This window comes from Fischerella thermalis PCC 7521, from assembly GCF_000317225.1.
Classification (GTDB): Bacteria; Cyanobacteriota; Cyanobacteriia; order Cyanobacteriales; family Nostocaceae; genus Fischerella; species Fischerella thermalis.
In genome coordinates, this window is sequence record NZ_AJLL01000100.1 from 90,155 (window position 1) to 108,456 (window position 18,302).

Consider the following 18,302-nt stretch of genomic DNA (forward strand, 5'->3'; position numbering starts at 1 on the left):
TTTACCCATTTCTTCTTAGGGATGCTGAATGATGATCGGCTGCTGCATAGGTCTGTTGTGATACCAAGAATCTTTAACAATCACAGGATTAATCAATGTTGAGTTTCTAATTTTAGGATTCACCAACACCGGATTAACTAAGATGTTATCTTGTATATTTTGATGCAATGTAGGGTATGTGTTATAAATACTACGATTTGGCATTAATCCCGTCACTGGGTCTACAGGCATAGGGGTAGGGATGGGACTACCGTATATAAAGCTACCAACAGTTGGAGCTTGAGGTTGATGAACACCATAAAAACCCGGTTGATCAATTACTATTATCTGTTGGGCAGAAACAGGAGTTGTCATCCCGCCCATCAGTGCTACAGTCAAACCCAATCCCAGTAAATACGCTTGATAAAGCTTGATTTTAAGCATATTTTTGGTTCACTAAATGATGATCAATAAATTTAACTATATAGATAAATAATAAATCACCATTTTTGCCCATCAATACCAAACAAAAAACAATTTATATTTTTTGACCAAGCCCCTCACCTAGCTGCTTTCTTTAGCCTACACCCCTACACCCCTTTTTTTGACTTGTTGCTAGCCCAAAGGATTTCACAAATGCTGCTACCGTTGGCACAATGAAGGCAGTGCTGAATTTGTGAGTAAAACGTGAGTTCAGAGAGTATAGAAATTGCCAAAAATCGCTACCAGCAAGGAAGAGTAGCCTTTGAAAGTGGGCTATATCGAGAAGCTATTGAACAACTAGAAAAAGCAAGCGCCTTGTTGGCCCGTAATACTCGCCTGAGTGGTGAAGTACAAATTTGGTTGGCGACAGCTTATGAAGCAGCAGGACGTACAGATGATGCGATCGCCCTATGTGAACAACTCAAACGCCATCCCCACCATGAAACAAGTAAAGAAGCGCGGCGACTGCAATACATTCTCAAAGCACCCAGGTTGCAACGTCCCCAAGAATGGATGACTCAAATTCCTGATTTTAGCAATCTTGCTGATAATAAAAGTAAAATAAGTTTCTCTGCTAATCCTAATAAATCTTCTGGCTTTAAAAAGCCTGCTGAGCGAGAATTAGTTGACCTCAGTCAGGTCAATACTAAAGATAATCGCTTTATCTGGGTGGCTTTAATTGCAATTGGTTTAACATTGGTAAGTTTAATTTGGTTGAATGTTTAGGGATTGGGATCGGGGAGGTGAGGAGGTGGGGTGATGGGGTGTAGACGCGCTTTGCGCGGCTTCCCGTGGGGTAGGGGTGATGGAGTGATGGGGTGAATAACAAATGACAAATGACAATTGACCAACGACTATTGAGGAGATTTTATAGTGATCAATTTGTCTACTTTCAGAAAAAGTTTTGCATGGCTGAGATTTGTTTGCCTGATGCTAATAGCAACTTTGCTGCTTTCTGGTTGCGTGGATTATGAGGTGGGGATACGTTTTGATAATTCTAATAGTGGTGAGTTGGTGCAGCATATCAAGTTGGGAGAACGTCTTACCAGCTTTAGTGGTGAACCTGTGTATGAATGGTTAAATAGTATAGAACGTCGTGCCCGCCAAGAAGAAGGTAAAGTGCGACGACCTTCCAAAGAAGAAGTGATTGTCACAATTCCTTTCACTAATGGTGAAGAATTGCAAACAAAATTCAATCAATTTTTTCACCCTACTGTGAATCAGAAAGCTGTCACTAACGAATCTGATTCACAACTGCCAAAAGTAGAATCAAATTTACTTCTAAATCAGAATAATTTTTTGTTATTGGTACGGAATCACTTGATTTATGATCTGGATTTGCGATCGCTTGCTTTAATTTCCAGCGATGGTAATGTCTTGGCAAATGCTGGTTCCATTCTCGATTTAGACTTTAGTTTGAAGACTCCTTGGGGAGCAAGAACTATTCAAAGAACAGAAAACGCTCCCCTACCAGAAAAAAATAACAATCAGCTAGTATGGCATCTCAACCCAGGCGAACTCAACCATATAGAAGCAGTTTTCTGGCTTCCCAGTCCTCTAGGTATTGGTACTTTATTGATTGTGCTATTTGTTGGCGTAGGATATTATCTGCGGTATAAATTTATGCCCGATCCCAGAATTCAGTTTGCTACGAAAACAGCAGTTAGTGAAGGGTAGTAGAAGGTGGGGAGATGGGGTGATGGGGAGTGTGGGGAGTATGAGGAGTATGAGGAGTATGAGGAGTATGAGGAGAATAAATAGCAACCAACCACTAACTACTAACTACTAACTACTAACTACCAACAACCAACAACTAAATTGTGAAAGCACAGCTTTTGTTAATCTTTACCTTATTGGTTGTCAATTCTGGAGTGGCGCATTCACAAACACCTGTACCAAATCCACAGATACCAGCCACTCCAACAGTTGCTCCCACAACAACTGTTACACCAAAATCTTCGAGTCAGTCTAATAATACCAAAGCTTCCCATAAGGATTTGTTGAAAGCTCTTGAGGAGGTAGATAAAGGATTTACTACTCTTGTCTTTTTATTGATAAAAATATTAGTAGCATTACTGAGTTTATTTGTTATTCGGCGATTCTTTTTACTAATTACTAACCGATCTTCCCAATTGATAATTGATAATTTCAGTAATGCAACTGGTGCAGATGAAATTGAGGGCGTTTTAACAGGATTGTCACAATTGGCGCGGGAAAGATTAGCGAGAGAGATGAAAAGCGTCTACCAAAGGTCAAAGGAGCATATCACTAGTGTGGGACCACAAATTCATCTCTCCTCTGATAAATTTCCTTTACCACAAGCAACTGCAAATCAACAGCTTACTAATTTTATATCTTCCGTAAAAGAATTAACTCCTGACCAAATTGATCCATTAGTACAACTACTTGCAGTATTATTTCCACCCTATGGCACTAAAGTTACTGGTATCTTACAAAGCCAGGGTGAAGAACATAAAAGAATTGGTATCACATTTGAAATTCAGGACATAGATAATCGCATTGCTGCTCAGATTTACACTATCTGGGAAGTATCTGACTCTGAAGTAGGAAAAGAGTCAAAAAGATTACTGAAAGACCGTTTTAGACAGTTATTGCGAACAGCTAGTCGTTGGCTGGCATTAGAACTCTCTAAACGCGAGATGATCAGAAGTATACCTAAATTTTATTTGGGGAGTAAGCGTCAACGCTATCTAGGACAAATTCATAATTTCTTTGGTGTTCTCAATCAATCTAGCGCTCAAACTCATGGTCAATTCTTTTACCAGTTAGCAATTGAGGAGTTGCAGCAAGCAATAGAATTTTACCCAGATTGGTATCAACCATACGATAATTTGGCTGAAACTTACAGTCTCTTGGGGCGGACACAAGGTGAAAGAAGAATCGGTAATCTCCAAAGCGCGATCGCTCACTACGATGAAGCACTCAAGCGAGTTACAGAACCAACTGTGCAGTTAAGGATCAAAGTTGCCAAAGCAATCACCCAGCTACTCACAGGAAAAGAAGATTTGATCTTGGCAGCAAAACAGGAAATCCAAAGCCTGGAAACAGCAAAAAACTGGGACGCGACTAAAGTATTAAACTACCGTTTGCTATATTATCTTGCCTGCTGGTATGCACTAGCTTATTGCTTGGATAATGCCGATGAAACTCAAAAGCGAGCATATCTCTACCTAACCTATAGCCTAACAAGAGACAAAAGCAGAGACTTTTGGGAGTGGGTTGGTAAAGATCCAGACCTAGAAAGCATCCGTGGAAGACTTCCGGAACTCAAATCTGCGCTTTTGAAGAAATTGAATGAAAAGCCGGAACTGCCAACGCTAACTGGCAAAGATTTTAACGAATCTATAGAAGAAGTTCTAGGGGCAGTTAGTTGGGGATCGAGGGAGGTGGGGGGAGTGTGAGGAGGTGGGGAGATGGGGAGTGTGGGGAGTAGAGGAATTACCTAACTACTAACTACTAACTACTAACCACTAACTACTAACCACTAACTACTATTGTACAGACGCGATTAATCGCGTCTCTACCCACTAACAATCAAACAACCAACAATCAACAACCAACAATCAACAACCAACAAATTTAAAATGAGCCAAACCGATTTTGAGAGAGCCAAGCAGCGTTTAGCACAAACAAAACAAAATATTATCTGGGCTATTGATGTTTTAGACGATGCTGCTAAGAACTTGAGCGAGTATAAGCTCACTCCTGAAGAGGTAGTTCAACTAGGCTATCAATTTCAGCGAGAATTAGAGGAGATTCGCAGAAGAATTGAGCAAAGACGAGAATTAAAAACAGATTTAGAGTCATTAACATCTAAATCTCCTTCGCCAAATATTGGTGCGTCTCGGGACATATCATTCTCAAGTCATACAGGCTCAAGAATTACAGGGGAAATACCCCCCTTTGATGATCCTGATGAAGACAATGAAATGGGCAGCAGCCGTTCTTTTTAAAATTTTAGGGTGATAGACGCTGTATTTTCCAATCACCATCATCTAAACGAATATATAGTATGCGATCGTGCAGGCGGCTAGAACGTCCTTGCCAAAACTCTATTTCTGTAGGGATTACCCGTAAGCCTCCCCAGTGAGGTGGTCGGGGTATATCTTGATTTTTATACTTAGCTTTTAATTCTTGCAGACGTTGCTCTAGAATTATTCGGCTTTCGATGACTTCGCTTTGATTGGATGCCCACGCACCAAGGCGACTGTTAAAAGGTCGGCTTTGAAAGTATCTATCTGAATCGTTTTCGGATACTTTTTCCACACGCCCACAAATGCGGACTTGTCTTTCTAGTTCTGCCCACCAAAAAACAAGGGCTGCTTGGGGATTTTCGGCTAATTCTTGTCCTTTATGACTGTTGTAGTTGGTGAAGAAAACGAAACCCCTTTCATCAAAATCTTTCAGCAACACCATTCTTGCTGAGGGTTTACCATCGGTCGTCGCAGTAGCAACAGTCATGGCATTTGGTTCTAGCAACTGTGCTGTCAGTGCTTCGTCAAACCATTTTTGGAATTGTATAAAAGGATTTGGAGCAACATCAGTTTCATTTAAGTCCTGCAAGGTGTAGTCTTTGCGTAGATCGGCTAAATTTTTGTCCATAGGGTTTTTATCCTGGTAGTTTTGTCAAAAATAATTATGATGATAATCAGCGCTAAGTAACTTTTACCAATCCAGCCAAGGAGTTTTGTAAATAACATTGCATCAAATGCGACGTTGGGCCTCTGTTCAAAATCTATTAATCTATGGTCTAGGCGGTCCAATCATCGCGCTGAATGTTTGGCTGCTGTCTTTACTGTTTACCTATTTCCAGCATCCTATTACAATTTTTAGTATTGCCACAATACTTGCTTTTTTGCTGAATTATCCAGTGAAGTTTTTTGAGCGCGCCCGTATTTCTCGCGCCCAAGCAGTGATAATTGTGTTGCTTTTGACTTTAACTTTGTTGGTAATATTGGGTGTAACGCTCGTACCGATGGTTATTGAACAAACCAACCAATTGTTAGATAAGATTCCCGATTGGTTAATTAGTAGTCAAGATAATTTAGAGCAATTGCAAATTTGGGCAAAGAAGCGGCGCTTGCCTTTAAATTTCAGCGTGATCAATCAACAAATCAATGCCAATATCCAAATTGTGGTACAGCAAATACCTTCTGGTGCTGTAGGATTTGCGGGAACGTTGTTGTCAGGAGTCTTGAATGTTGTTTTGGTGGTAGTATTAGCATTTTACATGCTTTTGTATGGCGATCGCGTTTGGTATGCTTTAGTCAACCTTTTACCATTTCATATCCGTGTGCCTTTCACCACATCCCTCAGGCTAAATTTTCAAAACTTTTTTCTGATTCAATTTTTGTTAGGTTTGTTCATGGTGGTGAGTCTGACTCCCATTTTTTTGATTCTGAAAGTCCCTTTTGCGCTTGTGTTTGCCATCTTTATCGGTGTATCCGAACTGATTCCCTTTGTGGGAGCAACTCTAGGTATTGGTACTGTGACAATTTTACTACTACTACAAAATTGGTGGTTGGCAATTCAAGTAGCGATCGCAGCGATCGTCATGCAGCAAGTAAAAGACAATTTGTTAGGGCCAAAATTACTTGGAGATTTTATTGGCATCAATCCCATCTGGATTTTTGTGTCAATTTTAATGGGATTTGAGATTGCTGGTTTTTTAGGATCACTATTGGCAGTGCCAATTGCTGGGACAATTAAAGGTACTTTGGATGCGATGAATAGCACTAAAATTAGAAAAAATGATTAAATGATAATTCTTATATTGTTTGTTCTTTGTTGATGGTTGTTTGTTGGTTGGAATAAATATAACTTAGTACTGCTGTGTTAACCACTGTAAGGGCGTAGACGCGCTCGTAGGCTTCAAGGCAGAGTAGCATTTGTACGAAGTATTTAATTTTCAGCAAAGACACCCAGCCCATAGCTTCGCCCCTACCAACAACTAACAACTAACAACTAACATTAATGAACCCTTCTGAGTTACTAGCAACAATTGAAAATCTCATACATCAGGCTGAAAAAGGAGAAATAGACCCTTGGGATGTGCAAGTGATTGATGTAATAGACCGCTATATAGAATTAATGACGCCACAGACAACACAAAAAGGCTATGAAGCCGACTTGTCTCAATCTGGACAAGCTTTTTTATCTGCATCAATGCTGGTGTTGTTCAAAGCAAATACCTTGATGCAATTGCAATCAGCTGCTGAGGAACAGGCAGCTTTAGCAGATGATAACCTCTTAGAGGAGATAGAAGAAGGGGGACTTTACCAAGCTCATCGCTTGCAATTTGAGCGTCATATCCGTCGTCGTCCAGCAGCAATGCCGCCACCAAAGCGTCGCGTAACTCTGCAAGAACTGATGGAGCAATTGCAGGTTATGGCAGAGCAATTAAAACTGGTAGAAAAAGTCAAAAAGCCGTCACGTCCTCGGCGTCAGCCCAGCCTGCAAACAATGCAAGCCGCATTAGAACTAGCTCATCAGGAAAATCTGACCGAAGTGGCTGGGGAACTCGAGCAAGTTTTGTACCGTTGGTCCACAGAACTTTGTTTGGAACAAAATTGGTTGAATTTGGAACAATTAGTGGAGTTATGGACACAAACCAAACAATCACAGCAGCATGAAACAGGTCACAATTCGCCAAACGGCCATAAAGTTAGTGTTTTTTGGGCGTTACTATTGCTCTCGGCTCAGTCTAAAGTGGAGTTATTCCAAGAGGAGTTTTATCAAGACGTAAAAATAAGATTGCTTACAGGCGAAGAAAATAACAGCAGACAATTGGAACAGTTAATGAAATAAGCAATATTTGATTTAGAAATATCAATTATTTCTAGAATTAATGCTTCAGCTCACCCCAAAATCCGGGTAAATTGAAAGGATAAGCGATCGCTATTTGGCCATGAAAAAAGTTTTTCCTCAAGAAACGCCTCCCCCGTTCCACAAGAACAGGGCAGGCAGTTTGAACGCACTACGCGAACACATGTCATCTTGCTATGCATATGGTTATACCATGTCCGACAATTCCCGTATTCCGTGGTTTTAAGGATGACTTGGAGCAAAAACAAACCGATGATTAAGTATCACTCACTGAAAGTTAACTGGCTTGTGGTTGAGGAATAAGTATATATGAAGGCAATGATTCTGGCAGCGGGCAAGGGAACTCGGGTACGTCCGATTACGTACACTATGCCCAAACCGATGATGCCCATCCTGCAAAAGCCAGTGATGGAATTTTTACTAGAACTGTTACGCCAACATGGATTTGACCAAATTATGGTCAATGTGAGCCATTTGGCTGAAGAAATAGAAAGTTATTTCCGTGATGGTCAGCGCTTTGGCGTACAGATTGCTTATTCTTTTGAAGGGCGAATTGTTGAAGGTACGCTAGTGGGTGAGGCCCTTGGCTCTGCTGGCGGCATGAAAAAAATCCAAGATTTTTATCCATTTTTTGATGATACTTTTGTAGTCCTGTGCGGAGATGCCTTAATAGACCTCGATTTGACAGCAGCAGTCAAATGGCACAGAGCCAAGGGAGCAATCGCTACCATTATTATGAAATCCGTACCACGGGAAGAAGTTTCCAGTTACGGTGTGGTTGTGACCGATGAAGATGGTCGCGTTAAAGCTTTCCAAGAAAAGCCGAAGGTAGAAGAAGCCCTCAGCACCAATATCAATACAGGTATCTATATTTTTGAACCAGAGGTACTAAATTACATACCTTCTGGTGTAGAGTATGACATCGGTAGTCAACTATTTCCCAAACTAGTAGAAATGGGTGCGCCTTTTTACGCCATTCCTATGGATTTTGAATGGGTAGATATTGGTAAAGTCCCAGATTATTGGCGCGCAATTCGCGGTGTGCTACTAGGCGAAATTAAAAACGTCCAAATTCCTGGTCAACAAGTCGCTCCCGGCATTTACACTGGCTTAAACGTAGCCGTGAATTGGGACAAAGTTGACATTACAGGCCCAGTGTACATCGGTGGCATGACCAAGATCGAAGACGGGGCGAAAATAGTCGGGCCGACAATGATTGGCCCCAATTGCTGGATATGCAATGGTGCAACGGTGGAAAACAGCGTCATCTTTGAATGGTCGCGTCTGGGGGCAGGAGTGCGACTAGTCGATAAGCTAGTATTTGGGCGCTATTGTGTAGATAAAACTGGGGCAACAATCGATGTCCAAGCAGCTGCTTTAGATTGGCTGATTACCGACGCCCGTCAGATACCACCGTCTCACACTCCTGTCGAACATCAAGCGATCGCAGAATTGTTGGGAACGAATGCTAGTTAATTGTTGGTTGTTTTTTGGAATAACCAACAACCAACAAACAACAACTAACCACTAACTACTCAAATACGTATACCTCCGCAAACTCTGCTCATAAGTTTGTAGCAGTCGCTGTGATTCCGCTAGTGTAATGCGATTTTCTTCTAAAGCTAATTCGCAACGCTGGCGGATATTTTCTACCATGTCTTCCGAGTCGTATTGTACGTAACTCACTACCTCGCTCATTGTATCACCCTTGACTACGTGTTGAATTTGGAAGCCTTTGGGCGTCAATTGGATGTGAATGGCGTTGGTATCACCAAATAAATTATGTAAATTCCCCATAATTTCCTGGTACGCTCCATTCAAGAACATGCCCAGATAATAGGGTTCTCCGGCTTTAAAGGGATGCAGTTCTAAAACTGACTTGACATCGCGCAGATCGATAAAGCGGTCAATTTTACCGTCACTGTCGCAGGTGAGGTCTGCTAAGATCCCCCGTCGTGTTGGTTCTTCATCTAGACGGTGGATCGGCATTATCGGAAATAACTGGTCGATCGCCCAACAATCAGGTGCTGATTGAAACACAGAAAGGTTTACGTAATAAATGGAAGCCATGATTTTTTCTAAGTCTTCCAATTCATCAGGTACGTATTCTTCCTTTCTGGTGATATTCAGTATTTTTTGACAGCAAGCCCAGTATAGACGTTCCGCCTTGGCGCGTTCCGTCAGACTTAAGATTCCCAGATTGAAGCGGCTAATAGCTTCTTCTTTAAATTGGGTAGCGTCGTGGTAAAATTCCTGATAATTTTCTTGATTGATGGATTGGTAAGTTTCCCAAAGATAGGTGATAATGTGGGATTCTCCTTCTTTGGGCGGTTCCGGTAATTCTGTGAGAACTTCGCTGGTGCTGAGAACATCAAAAATCAATACCGACTGATGAGAAGCGATCGCCCTACCACTTTCACTAATCAGTGTTGGTACGGGTATATTTCGCTCCGAACATGTATCTTTTAACTCTGCCACAATATCATTGGCGTAGTTCTGCATGTTGTAATTTTTGGAAGCATAGAAGTTGGTTTGGGAACCGTCGTAATCTACACCCAAGCCACCACCAACATCAAGATACTTCATGTTTGCCCCCAACGCTGCCAATTCTACATAGATACAGCTAGCTTCTTGGATGGCATCTTTTATGACATTAATGGCAGAGATCTGTGAACCTACATGAAAATGGAGCAGTTGTAAAGAATCTAACAGGTCAGCAGCACGTAACTTTTCCACTGCTTGGATAATTTCGGGAATTGTCAGACCAAACTTAGCGCGATCGCCACTGGAGGTTCCCCAGCGTCCCATCCCTTGGGTACTGAGTTTTGCTCTCACCCCCAAAATTGGCTGAATCCCTAACTGGCGGCTAGCTTCAATCACCACATCTACTTCTTCAATCTGTTCTAAGACGATGATTGGTGTCTGCCCTAATCGTTGGGCTAGCATCGCCGTTTCAATGTATTCTTTGTCTTTATAACCGTTGCAAATTAACAATGCTCCTGGTGTATCTAGCATCGCCAGGGCGATCATTAATTCTGGTTTAGAACCTGCTTCTAAGCCAAATTGATGGGGTTTGCCAAAGCGTACTAAATCAGCAACCAAATGCCGCTGCTGATTACATTTGACCGGAAATACGCCACGATAAATACCAGGATAGTTGTAGCGAGCGATCGCTTTGGCAAAACAAGCATTTAACCGCTCAATCCGGTCTTCTAAAATATCAGAAAACCGAATCAACATCGGCAGTCCTAAATTACGCTGCTTGAGAGCATTAACCAACTCGTATAAATCCAGCGAACCGCCGCGATCGCCTTTTGGGGAAACAGTAATATGACCTGCTGCGTTGATGGAAAAATAAGGATGGCCCCAACCTTCTATGCGGTAAAGCGCTTCGCTATCTTCTATTTTCCAAACGCGTGTTCCTTCCTGTATGCTGGCAGGTGGCAGCAGTTTTTTGTGCTTGTGATTTTTCAATTCAGATTTTTTACCATTATGGGACGGCGGCTTCACCACCTCATCAGATGCAGCAGTAGAATCAAGACGCATTTTCCTGACCTTTATCTTCACCCACGAATTTACAACTATTAGAGCAGAAAGCACACTAACAATAGCCTGAAACTCCAGAAAATATTTCAGGGTATTTGTTCCAGTGTTGGTTAAAGTATTTTGGTAGAGTATACGCCAAGATCACTATTGCTGTACCTCCCCAGTGGACAAGTCAAAACTGTTCTAGGTGTGGGGAGATAGTAACAAAAACTGGCGTTGCATAAAATGGAGATGAATGATGAACCGCCATAGACGCCAAGAGCGCCAAGAATTAAGTTTTTCAACTAAAGGAGAAAATAAAATCATCCCGCTTTCTCTGCAACGCCCAAAAACTTTATCCACTAAAACTCATCAATGCCCTCATTGTGGAATAGTACCAGATCGGGATGAAAATGCAGCTTTGAATATTTTAACTAAGGGACTCAGTACGGCGGGGCACGTCGGAATCAGCGCTTGGGGAGAGAACGACCTCTGGAAAGAATCTGGCAACAGGTTCAGATAAGTCGGCTCGGTGAACCAAGAATCCCATACCCTTTGAGTGGTGGGAGTGTCAAAATTTAACTTATTGATGGTTCAACGCATATACACCAGAAGTTGATTTGTGAGATATTGTTTGATTGGTCAATTGTCAATAGTAAAAACCCTTGACTATAGACTATTGACTCTTGACTATGAACAAAGGACAAATTAATTCAGTTTGAGGAGATAGCTTTGGAGCGCACATTTATTGCCATTAAGCCTGACGGTGTAGAGCGTAAACTAGCTGGTGAAATTATCCGCCGCTTTGAAACCAAAGGCTTTACCCTAGTTGGGTTAAAATTCTTGAAGGTTAGCCGAGAATTAGCTGAAGCTCATTATGACGTTCACAAGGAAAGACCATTTTTTGCAGGGTTAGTTGATTTTATTACTTCCGGTCCTGTAGTCGCAATGGTTTGGGAAGGAGAAGGCGTCGTTGCTGCTGCCAGAAAAATGATTGGTGCAACTAACCCCTTAACAGCAGAACCCGGGACAATCCGGGGTGACTTTGGCGTCAATATTGGCCGCAATATCATTCATGGTTCCGATGCTATTGAAACCGCACAGCGAGAAATTGCTTTGTGGTTTAAAGATGAAGAATTAGTAGATTGGCAACCGCACTCAATGGCTTGGTTGCACGAGTAATTTCAGAGTAGGAGGGGTGTGTAGACGCGCCTTCTTCGGCTGAAGGTAAGGGTGGGGTGTGAGGAGAAAAGACTTTATTATATTTCTCACACTTCCTCCACCTCCGGCTCTTCCCCCATTCCTCACACTTCCTCAACTTCTTTAGACTGCACTACTTCTGTCTTCTCCGATTCTGTCACTGATACAGGTTGAGTGCGTTGGGAAAATCCCCAGGTTAAAATTAGGGCGATCGCAGTAATCATCAACCATTGTGGTGGAACTAAATCTTCATTTACCACCCGGATCAAGAGGCGTAACCCCACTAATGCAACAGTGATGTAACCTGCATCCTCTAGGTTCTCAAATTCATCCAACCACCGAATAAATAAACCTGCCATAAAGCGCAGGGTAATTACACCAATAGTTGTCCCAGTTAGCACTAGCCAAGTTTCCTGAGAAACAGCGATCGCAGTGGTGACACTATCCAAAGAAAAAGCCAAATCCGTTAAAGCAATTACGGGGATGACTTGCCATAATGAGTTAAAACGTGGTCCGTGATGGTGATGTTCTTCGTCTTCTTCAGACGTGAAGTGTTGGAATACTAGCCACAGAAGGTAAGCTGCACCTAGTAACTCAAATTGCCAAAACTGTTGCACCCAAGTAGCGGTCAGTAGTAAGGTAATTCTTAGGACATAGGCAAAAATTAGACCTATGTTGAGTGCTTGGGTTTCAAGTTTTTTGTCTCCCAGTCCTTGAGCGATCGCAGCGAGAGCAATAGCGTTGTCAGCAGATAGCACCGCCTCCAAAAACATCAGGATCAGCAAGACTATAGCCGCTTCAATGCTGAGATGAAAGTTAAGGTAGTCAAAAATTTTGTCTAGCATTCCGAGTTTCTCAAGCAGTGAAAAATAAATCAGTGAATAGTAAACAGTTATCAGGCATATGGTGGGAGATCAACAAACACCATTAAAGCATTCAGACTAAATTGACGAGAAAACCATTACCCCACAAATAAAATTGATGGTTGATCACTGATAACTGTTAAAAGTTACCAGGAACAGAGGAAGTTAGTATAAAAAGCGCAATAAATTGCTACCTTAATCAAGCTTAACGTGTTGGCGAGGAATTCTGATGGGAAGATTTTGGTGAATGTGCTTGAGAAAGAATGATGGATTTCAAGTTACTTGCCCTTGTTGCCCCTACACTGTTGGCTATATATAAATGTATTACCTAACTTAGCTGGAGAGACTTCTCAACAGATAGCGCAAAATGTGAACTGTAACAATCCTCAAACCAGACAACAGATGATTATTTGTAGCGATCGCGCCTATAAAGCAGCCGATCAAAAACTTAATCAAGTTTATAAAGCTTTGCAGACAAAAATCACCACCAATCAAAAGAAGAGATTAACTAACGCTCAGCTAGCTTGGATTAAAAAACTCTCCAATCTTGAATATCCTTGGTTGCAAAAATAGATTGAATAAGATGGAGCTCGGATTCTGTTCCTTTTACTATCACTAAATAATTTCCTTGGGACACTTGCTCACTATAGAACCTGGCTTGTTCTCCAGGAACTCCCCAACCTACTAGTGCGCCAATGAGACCACCACCAGCTGCACCAAGTCCACTACCTAAAAGCGTATTTGCCAGAAAAGCCCCTGCTACTATCACTGGGCCAACTCCGGGAATGCTTAATGCAACTAAACCTTCAAATAAGCCAAGTATACTTCCTGCTGCCCCACCTGCGATCGCTCCTACCGTCGCAACTTCACCTGCTTTACTAGCAATACTATTGCTTATATCAGCACCAGCAAGTTGATCCTTGCGTTCTCCATTTTGATTTTTGGCAATTACAGAAACTTTATCCAAAGACAACCCAGCTTCTTTAAGTTCATTGAGAGCCTGTTCCACAGCTTGATGATTAGGAAATATCCCGACAGCATATTTGCGTTGAACTAAAGCCATTTTTCCAACCCAAAAATTAGGAAGACAAAGGATTTTGCTGTTTCCAATATTGAATATAAATGTGAATAGAATGTGACAAGCACAGCAGTGCGGCTTCGTTAGGGAAGTTGTAGTTCTAAATCGATATTAAACCGACTTAGCAAGATGGGACAAAAAACCTTATTCTTGCGTAGCGGTATCGTTATATTTTGCGTCAGTCCTAATATTGAAAGAACAATCATTACTGTCACTTTTTCTTCACATTTGTTGCTTAAATTCGAGGTGTACCTAGCTTCGCAAAAATCAAATAGGAATCCTGTAGGAGTCGAACTAATATGAAATTTGGTCAATGGATTGGCTTGCTAGTTTTGGTCGCTTCCATATATATCCTTTGGCAAATCCGACGACTGATTTTGCTCTTATTTACGGCAATAGTATTAGCTACAGCACTAAATCAGCTTGTTCGACAACTACAAAAATTACGCATTATTCGTTCTTGGGCTATTTTCTTAAGTATTTTTATCTTGTTAACATTTTTTTTCGGCTTCTTCTGGTTAATTGTCCCTGCTTTTATTGAACAGTTTCAACAACTTTTAGCACTCATACCACGAGGAGTATCACGGGTGCAAGAGTGGATAACTTATCTAGAAAATCGTTTTGGAGGAGAATATCCAAATTTACCAGATATAAATAATTTTATTCAACAAATCCAACCATTAGTAATGCAGTTTTTTACAAGAACTCTTGACTTATTAACTACTTCTATTACTGCTGCTTTGGAATTTTTATTAGTTTTAGTTTTAACATTAATGCTGTTGGCCAATCCTCAGCCATACCGCAATTTATTTGTCAGATTTTTTCCTTCATTTTACCGCCAACGAGTTGACGAAATTCTCTCACGCTGTGCAACTGGTTTAGAAAGTTGGACAGTGGGAGCTTTGATTGAAATGATGTTTATTGCTACTTTAAGTGGAATCAGTTTATGGATTTTGCAAGTACCGCTAGTATTAGCCCACGCAATCTTGGCGGGTTTGCTTAATTTTATTCCGAATATTGGCCCTACTTTAAGTGTAGTATTTCCAATTACTGTTGCCCTCCTGGACGCACCTTGGAAAGCAATTGCAGTTTTGATTGTCTATATCATTATTCAAAACATTGAAAGTTATTGGTTGACTCCTACTGTTATGGCAAAACAGGTAGCATTATTACCTGCTGTAACTTTGTCATCTCAAATTCTCTTCGCTACTTTGTTTGGAGCCTTGGGGTTATTAATGGCTATACCGCTAACAGTGATTGCAAAAATTTGGTTAGAGGAAGTTTTATTTAAAGACGTTTTAGATAAGTGGCGTCATGCTTAGGTGTATAGCGTTTATGACAACATTGAAGGTGGAAGTTAATGTGTTTTTAGCTGCGGGAGTAAAAAGTATTTATAAAGGATTTAGCCAATAACTAATTCCACCAATCACTTTATTTTGAAATCCCAAATCACTTAGTTTATCTAGTGGATAACCAATATAAGTCCAATGAGGTGCATCATATTCCACAGTCCGAAACCAACCATTTTGATTTAAAGCCTGTATTTGAGCTTCACTTGATACTCTCAAATCAATTGCTAATCCCCACAAATGTTGTGATGCACCAGGAGGTGCAACTGTTCCCAAAATTTTTGTTTCTTGACCTTTTTGAACTCTTGCTAAAGTCTTATCGTTCGCATATTTTCTCCAAAATCTAACGTTGGTGGCAAAACTACGAGTGCAGTCACTATCAGCATAACCAGATTTTAAGGCAATACTAACTTGTGCTTTAGCCCGATTTAAGGCATCGGCTGCTGCTTTTTGTAAATAACAGTTGTTAGTTCCATTCACTTTAGCCATTGTCAGGATAGCCTGAAATTCTTTGGTTTCCTTATCATCTTTAAATAAGACTTTAGATGGCAGCTGAACCTCTGGATTATGATTGACAAAAGCTGCTCCATAGGCACGCAACAAAATATATTCATAAGTGCCAGATTGGGGAATTGTTGATAATTTATCTGTAATTGCTGCCAAAAACCGCTCTTTGTTATTCAAGTTTAAATTAGGATTAGGAGTAGTCTCAGGAGTAGGGATGACTATCTCATTGACTTTGCCAATAAAAAGTTGATTTGATTGTTGCTTGTGAAGTGAACCATCAAGAATGTAACTTTCTGAATAACGAATATCTTGACTTAGGATTTTATTTGTTGTTCCACTACTTGCAGCTAGACTAAAAACAATTAGCGCAACAATTGTATAGAAGGCAGTTTTTTTCCAAAATCGTTTCATTTTTCATGATTTTATTGGTAGATTCCCTAACCAGAATTTCCAGTGTAAAAATCTGGTACTAAAGCCCTACTAAAAACTAGGGGATTTACGTTTATTTACATAGCTTTTTTCATTGTATAATTTCCGTTTATCAAAAAATAATGGGAGAAGCTATTAAACCCCTCCCAGATTTGGAATATTTTCCCTGTCCTTGGCAAAGCTTGAGTATTAAGGCGATCGCAAGGTTATTTATCTATTCTGGAAACGGAAGCTATATTAGATTCTGCGATTTTGGGAAATAGGAAGTCCTTAGCAAATATTTGGGGATTGGTTTGTGAAATTTGGATGTAAGATTGGCGCACCTGAGTATTAACTGCAACAGTTTTGACGTCGTACATCTCAGTAGCCAGTTTTGGGTAGACGCCGATACCGATAGTCAACAGCAAGAAGCAAGCAGCAATAAACACTTCACGCGGCTTTGCATCGTTAAATTTGGCCTCTGTCGGGAGTACGCAGTTAGTCCCAAAGCAAACTGCTTCCTGATTGTCTTGGTTCTGTGAGCCTGCATCAGAAATAACACAGGTAGGAGCGACGTCTGAACCGTAAAATACCTGTCTGAGCATCGAGAGTAGGTATATTGGTGTGAGGATAAGTCCTACTGCTGCTAAGAAAACCATGACAGTACAGAAAGTCGAACTGTAAATGTCGCTAGTGGTGACGCCAACAAAGACTGCGAGTTCGCCCACAAAACCACTCATTCCAGGAAGGGCTAACGACGCCATTGCAGCAGCTGTAAACAGGGCAAATACTTTCGGCATTGCTCGACCAATACCACCCATATCTGACATGATCAGTGTGTGGGTGCGATCGTAGGTGACGCCTGCAAGGAAGAATAGGACTGCGGCAATTAAACCGTGAGAAATCATCTGTAGCATCGCCCCACTAATTCCTAAGTCGGTGAAGGATGCAATACCCAACAGCACAAAACCCATGTGAGAAACCGATGAATACGCCAGGCGACGCTTCATGTTGGGTTGAGCGAAGGAATTCAATGCACCATAGATAATATTGACAACACCTAGACAAGCTAAAACTGGTGCAAAATAAACGTGGGCATCAGAAAGAAGTTCTAAATTGAGACGAATGAGACCATATCCACCCATTTTCAAAAGTACACCCGCCAAAATCATTGATACAGGCGCAGATGCTTCACCGTGAGCATCAGGTAGCCAGGTGTGCATGGGGAAAACAGCCAACTTCACACCAAAGGCTATCAATAATCCTGCATAAAGAAGCAGTTCGAGTGCCAGTGGGTAATTTTTCATCCCCAATTCGACCATATCAAAGGTCATATTGTCACCGTAGAGGGCCATTGCTAACCCTGCTACCAGAATAAAAATTGAAGCTGCTGCTGTGTATAACAAGAATTTTGTCGCTGCGTAGCGGCGCTTTTGTCCACCCCAAATAGAAACAAGTAGGTAGACAGGAACCAGTTCTAGTTCCCACATAATGAACAACAGCAGCATGTCTTGGGCAACAAACACGCCTATCTGGGCAGAGTACAGCACCAACATCAAAAAATAGAATAGGCGGGGTTTGCGATCGACTTGCCATGCTGCAAAAATCGCTAGTGTTGTTACCAATCCTGCTAGCAGCACAAGTGGCACAGAAAGTCCATCAACTGAAACTGCCCAGTTCAAACCGATCTGAGGTATCCAGGTGTATTTCTCCACAAGTTGCACAGATGCGCTGTTGGCATCATAATTTTGCCAAAAGGCATAGCACATCAAAATAAAGTCCACCATACCCACCCCTAAAACATACCAGCGCAGACGCTTGCCATTTTTATCGGGGAAAAAGGGAATGGCTAGGGAAGCCACAAGTGGCAATAGGATGATCGCAGTGAGCCAGGGAAATTGATCGCCTATCATGTTTATGAGCAAAAATACTTATGGTGGTATAAAACCATAATATTAAACTTCGTAAACATTTTTTATCAATCTTTACCACAGATCAGTATTGACAAAACTCTAGTTTATGTAAAAGACAATAAGACGTAGCAATGCTACGTCTCTACAAAAT

The 18,302-nt window shown here is 41.2% G+C and carries 18 protein-coding genes and 1 pseudogene; 12 read left to right on the top strand and 7 right to left on the bottom strand.

Annotated features, from left to right (window positions below):
- Positions 1–15 precede the first annotated feature (15 nt).
- The gene (locus UYK_RS0121690) at positions 16–423 is read right to left on the bottom strand and encodes a hypothetical protein (RefSeq protein ID WP_009756863.1); all 408 of its coding nucleotides are present in this window, start codon (positions 421–423) and stop codon (positions 16–18) included.
- Positions 424–666: 243 nt separating this feature from the next.
- On the opposite strand from UYK_RS0121690, the gene UYK_RS0121695 reads away from it, so the two are divergent.
- From UYK_RS0121695 to UYK_RS0121710, 4 genes are all read left to right on the top strand, one after another.
- Entirely contained in the window at positions 667–1,188 is a 522-nt protein-coding gene (locus UYK_RS0121695; RefSeq protein WP_009756864.1) for a tetratricopeptide repeat protein, read from the top strand.
- A 204-nt stretch (positions 1,189–1,392) separates the two neighbouring features.
- Positions 1,393–2,139 carry a DUF3153 domain-containing protein gene (locus UYK_RS0121700; protein ID WP_016872158.1) on the top strand — a complete coding sequence of 249 codons (747 nt, stop codon included), beginning with the start codon at positions 1,393–1,395 and terminating at the stop codon, positions 2,137–2,139.
- A 143-nt stretch (positions 2,140–2,282) separates the two neighbouring features.
- Positions 2,283–3,884 (top strand): hypothetical protein, encoded by a 1,602-nt coding sequence (locus tag UYK_RS0121705; protein WP_009756866.1) that lies wholly within the window; start codon positions 2,283–2,285, stop codon positions 3,882–3,884.
- Between the two features lie 183 nt (positions 3,885–4,067).
- Positions 4,068–4,436, top strand: coding sequence for a hypothetical protein (locus UYK_RS0121710; protein ID WP_009756867.1), 369 nt, complete (start codon positions 4,068–4,070; stop codon positions 4,434–4,436).
- A 4-nt stretch (positions 4,437–4,440) separates the two neighbouring features.
- On the opposite strand, the gene pdxH is transcribed toward UYK_RS0121710, so the two are convergent.
- Positions 4,441–5,085, bottom strand: coding sequence for a pyridoxamine 5'-phosphate oxidase (gene pdxH, locus UYK_RS0121715; RefSeq protein WP_009756868.1), 645 nt, complete (start codon positions 5,083–5,085; stop codon positions 4,441–4,443).
- A 106-nt stretch (positions 5,086–5,191) separates the two neighbouring features.
- On the opposite strand from pdxH, the gene UYK_RS0121720 reads away from it, so the two are divergent.
- The 3 genes from UYK_RS0121720 (at position 5,192) to UYK_RS0121735 (ending at position 8,784) form a co-directional block, all read left to right on the top strand.
- Complete coding sequence (locus UYK_RS0121720) at positions 5,192–6,241, top strand: AI-2E family transporter (protein ID WP_009756869.1); 1,050 nt, start codon at positions 5,192–5,194, stop codon at positions 6,239–6,241.
- A 215-nt stretch (positions 6,242–6,456) separates the two neighbouring features.
- Positions 6,457–7,290: a segregation/condensation protein A gene (locus UYK_RS0121730; RefSeq protein WP_009756870.1), complete on the top strand. Its 834-nt coding sequence runs from the start codon at positions 6,457–6,459 to the stop codon at positions 7,288–7,290.
- A gap of 327 nt (positions 7,291–7,617) precedes the next feature.
- Positions 7,618–8,784, top strand: a complete 1,167-nt coding sequence (locus UYK_RS0121735; protein WP_016872160.1) for a nucleotidyltransferase family protein — start codon at positions 7,618–7,620, stop codon at positions 8,782–8,784.
- 51 nt (positions 8,785–8,835) lie between these two features.
- Here UYK_RS0121735 and speA read toward each other — a convergent pair whose 3' ends face one another.
- Positions 8,836–10,854 (bottom strand): biosynthetic arginine decarboxylase, encoded by a 2,019-nt coding sequence (speA, locus tag UYK_RS0121740; RefSeq protein ID WP_009756872.1) that lies wholly within the window; start codon positions 10,852–10,854, stop codon positions 8,836–8,838.
- Positions 10,855–10,949: 95 nt separating this feature from the next.
- Here speA and UYK_RS27625 point away from each other — a divergent pair, with 95 nt between their 5' ends.
- The 3 genes and pseudogenes from UYK_RS27625 (at position 10,950) to ndk (ending at position 12,015) form a co-directional block, all read left to right on the top strand.
- Positions 10,950–11,078, top strand: coding sequence for a zinc ribbon domain-containing protein (locus UYK_RS27625; protein ID WP_157221848.1), 129 nt, complete (start codon positions 10,950–10,952; stop codon positions 11,076–11,078).
- A gap of 104 nt (positions 11,079–11,182) precedes the next feature.
- Positions 11,183–11,356, top strand: a pseudogene (locus tag UYK_RS27630) (zinc ribbon domain-containing protein); the annotation flags it as partial.
- A 209-nt stretch (positions 11,357–11,565) separates the two neighbouring features.
- Entirely contained in the window at positions 11,566–12,015 is a 450-nt protein-coding gene (gene ndk / locus UYK_RS0121750) for a nucleoside-diphosphate kinase (RefSeq protein WP_009756874.1), read from the top strand.
- 122 nt (positions 12,016–12,137) lie between these two features.
- Here ndk and UYK_RS0121755 read toward each other — a convergent pair whose 3' ends face one another.
- Positions 12,138–12,878, bottom strand: a complete 741-nt coding sequence (locus tag UYK_RS0121755) for a TerC family protein (protein WP_009756875.1) — start codon at positions 12,876–12,878, stop codon at positions 12,138–12,140.
- A gap of 387 nt (positions 12,879–13,265) precedes the next feature.
- Between UYK_RS0121755 and UYK_RS26405 the strand changes: the two genes are divergently transcribed.
- Positions 13,266–13,469, top strand: coding sequence for a lysozyme inhibitor LprI family protein (locus UYK_RS26405; RefSeq protein ID WP_131474241.1), 204 nt, complete (start codon positions 13,266–13,268; stop codon positions 13,467–13,469).
- Here UYK_RS26405 and UYK_RS0121765 read toward each other — a convergent pair.
- Positions 13,426–13,959: a general stress protein gene (locus tag UYK_RS0121765; protein WP_009756877.1), complete on the bottom strand. Its 534-nt coding sequence runs from the start codon at positions 13,957–13,959 to the stop codon at positions 13,426–13,428. The genes UYK_RS26405 and UYK_RS0121765 overlap by 44 nt on opposite strands.
- Before the next feature lie 314 nt (positions 13,960–14,273).
- Between UYK_RS0121765 and UYK_RS0121770 the strand changes: the two genes are divergently transcribed.
- Entirely contained in the window at positions 14,274–15,296 is a 1,023-nt protein-coding gene (locus tag UYK_RS0121770) for an AI-2E family transporter (protein WP_016872161.1), read from the top strand.
- Positions 15,297–15,365: 69 nt separating this feature from the next.
- Here the strand turns inward: UYK_RS0121770 and UYK_RS0121775 are convergent, their stop codons facing one another.
- Positions 15,366–16,241 carry a D-alanyl-D-alanine carboxypeptidase family protein gene (locus UYK_RS0121775; RefSeq protein WP_009756879.1) on the bottom strand — a complete coding sequence of 292 codons (876 nt, stop codon included), beginning with the start codon at positions 16,239–16,241 and terminating at the stop codon, positions 15,366–15,368.
- A 224-nt stretch (positions 16,242–16,465) separates the two neighbouring features.
- Positions 16,466–18,151, bottom strand: coding sequence for an NAD(P)H-quinone oxidoreductase subunit 4 (locus tag UYK_RS0121780; RefSeq protein WP_009756880.1), 1,686 nt, complete (start codon positions 18,149–18,151; stop codon positions 16,466–16,468).
- Between the last annotated feature and the right edge of the window lie 151 nt (positions 18,152–18,302).

Excerpts from the sequence above, each read along its gene's own strand:
- UYK_RS0121770 (WP_016872161.1), top strand. The coding sequence starts at position 14,274 with ATGAAATTTGGTCAATGGATTGGCTTGCTAGTTTTGGTCGCTTCCATA.
- UYK_RS0121690 (WP_009756863.1), bottom strand. The coding sequence starts at position 423 with ATGCTTAAAATCAAGCTTTATCAAGCGTATTTACTGGGATTGGGTTTG.
- UYK_RS0121735 (WP_016872160.1), top strand. The coding sequence starts at position 7,618 with ATGAAGGCAATGATTCTGGCAGCGGGCAAGGGAACTCGGGTACGTCCG.
- UYK_RS0121710 (WP_009756867.1), top strand. The coding sequence starts at position 4,068 with ATGAGCCAAACCGATTTTGAGAGAGCCAAGCAGCGTTTAGCACAAACA.
- pdxH (WP_009756868.1), bottom strand. The coding sequence starts at position 5,085 with ATGGACAAAAATTTAGCCGATCTACGCAAAGACTACACCTTGCAGGAC.
- UYK_RS0121775 (WP_009756879.1), bottom strand. The coding sequence starts at position 16,241 with ATGAAACGATTTTGGAAAAAAACTGCCTTCTATACAATTGTTGCGCTA.
- speA (WP_009756872.1), bottom strand. The coding sequence starts at position 10,854 with ATGCGTCTTGATTCTACTGCTGCATCTGATGAGGTGGTGAAGCCGCCG.
- UYK_RS0121720 (WP_009756869.1), top strand. The coding sequence starts at position 5,192 with ATGCGACGTTGGGCCTCTGTTCAAAATCTATTAATCTATGGTCTAGGC.
- UYK_RS0121755 (WP_009756875.1), bottom strand. The coding sequence starts at position 12,878 with ATGCTAGACAAAATTTTTGACTACCTTAACTTTCATCTCAGCATTGAA.
- UYK_RS0121765 (WP_009756877.1), bottom strand. The coding sequence starts at position 13,959 with ATGGCTTTAGTTCAACGCAAATATGCTGTCGGGATATTTCCTAATCAT.
- UYK_RS0121780 (WP_009756880.1), bottom strand. The coding sequence starts at position 18,151 with ATGATAGGCGATCAATTTCCCTGGCTCACTGCGATCATCCTATTGCCA.
- UYK_RS0121730 (WP_009756870.1), top strand. The coding sequence starts at position 6,457 with ATGAACCCTTCTGAGTTACTAGCAACAATTGAAAATCTCATACATCAG.
- UYK_RS0121700 (WP_016872158.1), top strand. The coding sequence starts at position 1,393 with ATGCTAATAGCAACTTTGCTGCTTTCTGGTTGCGTGGATTATGAGGTG.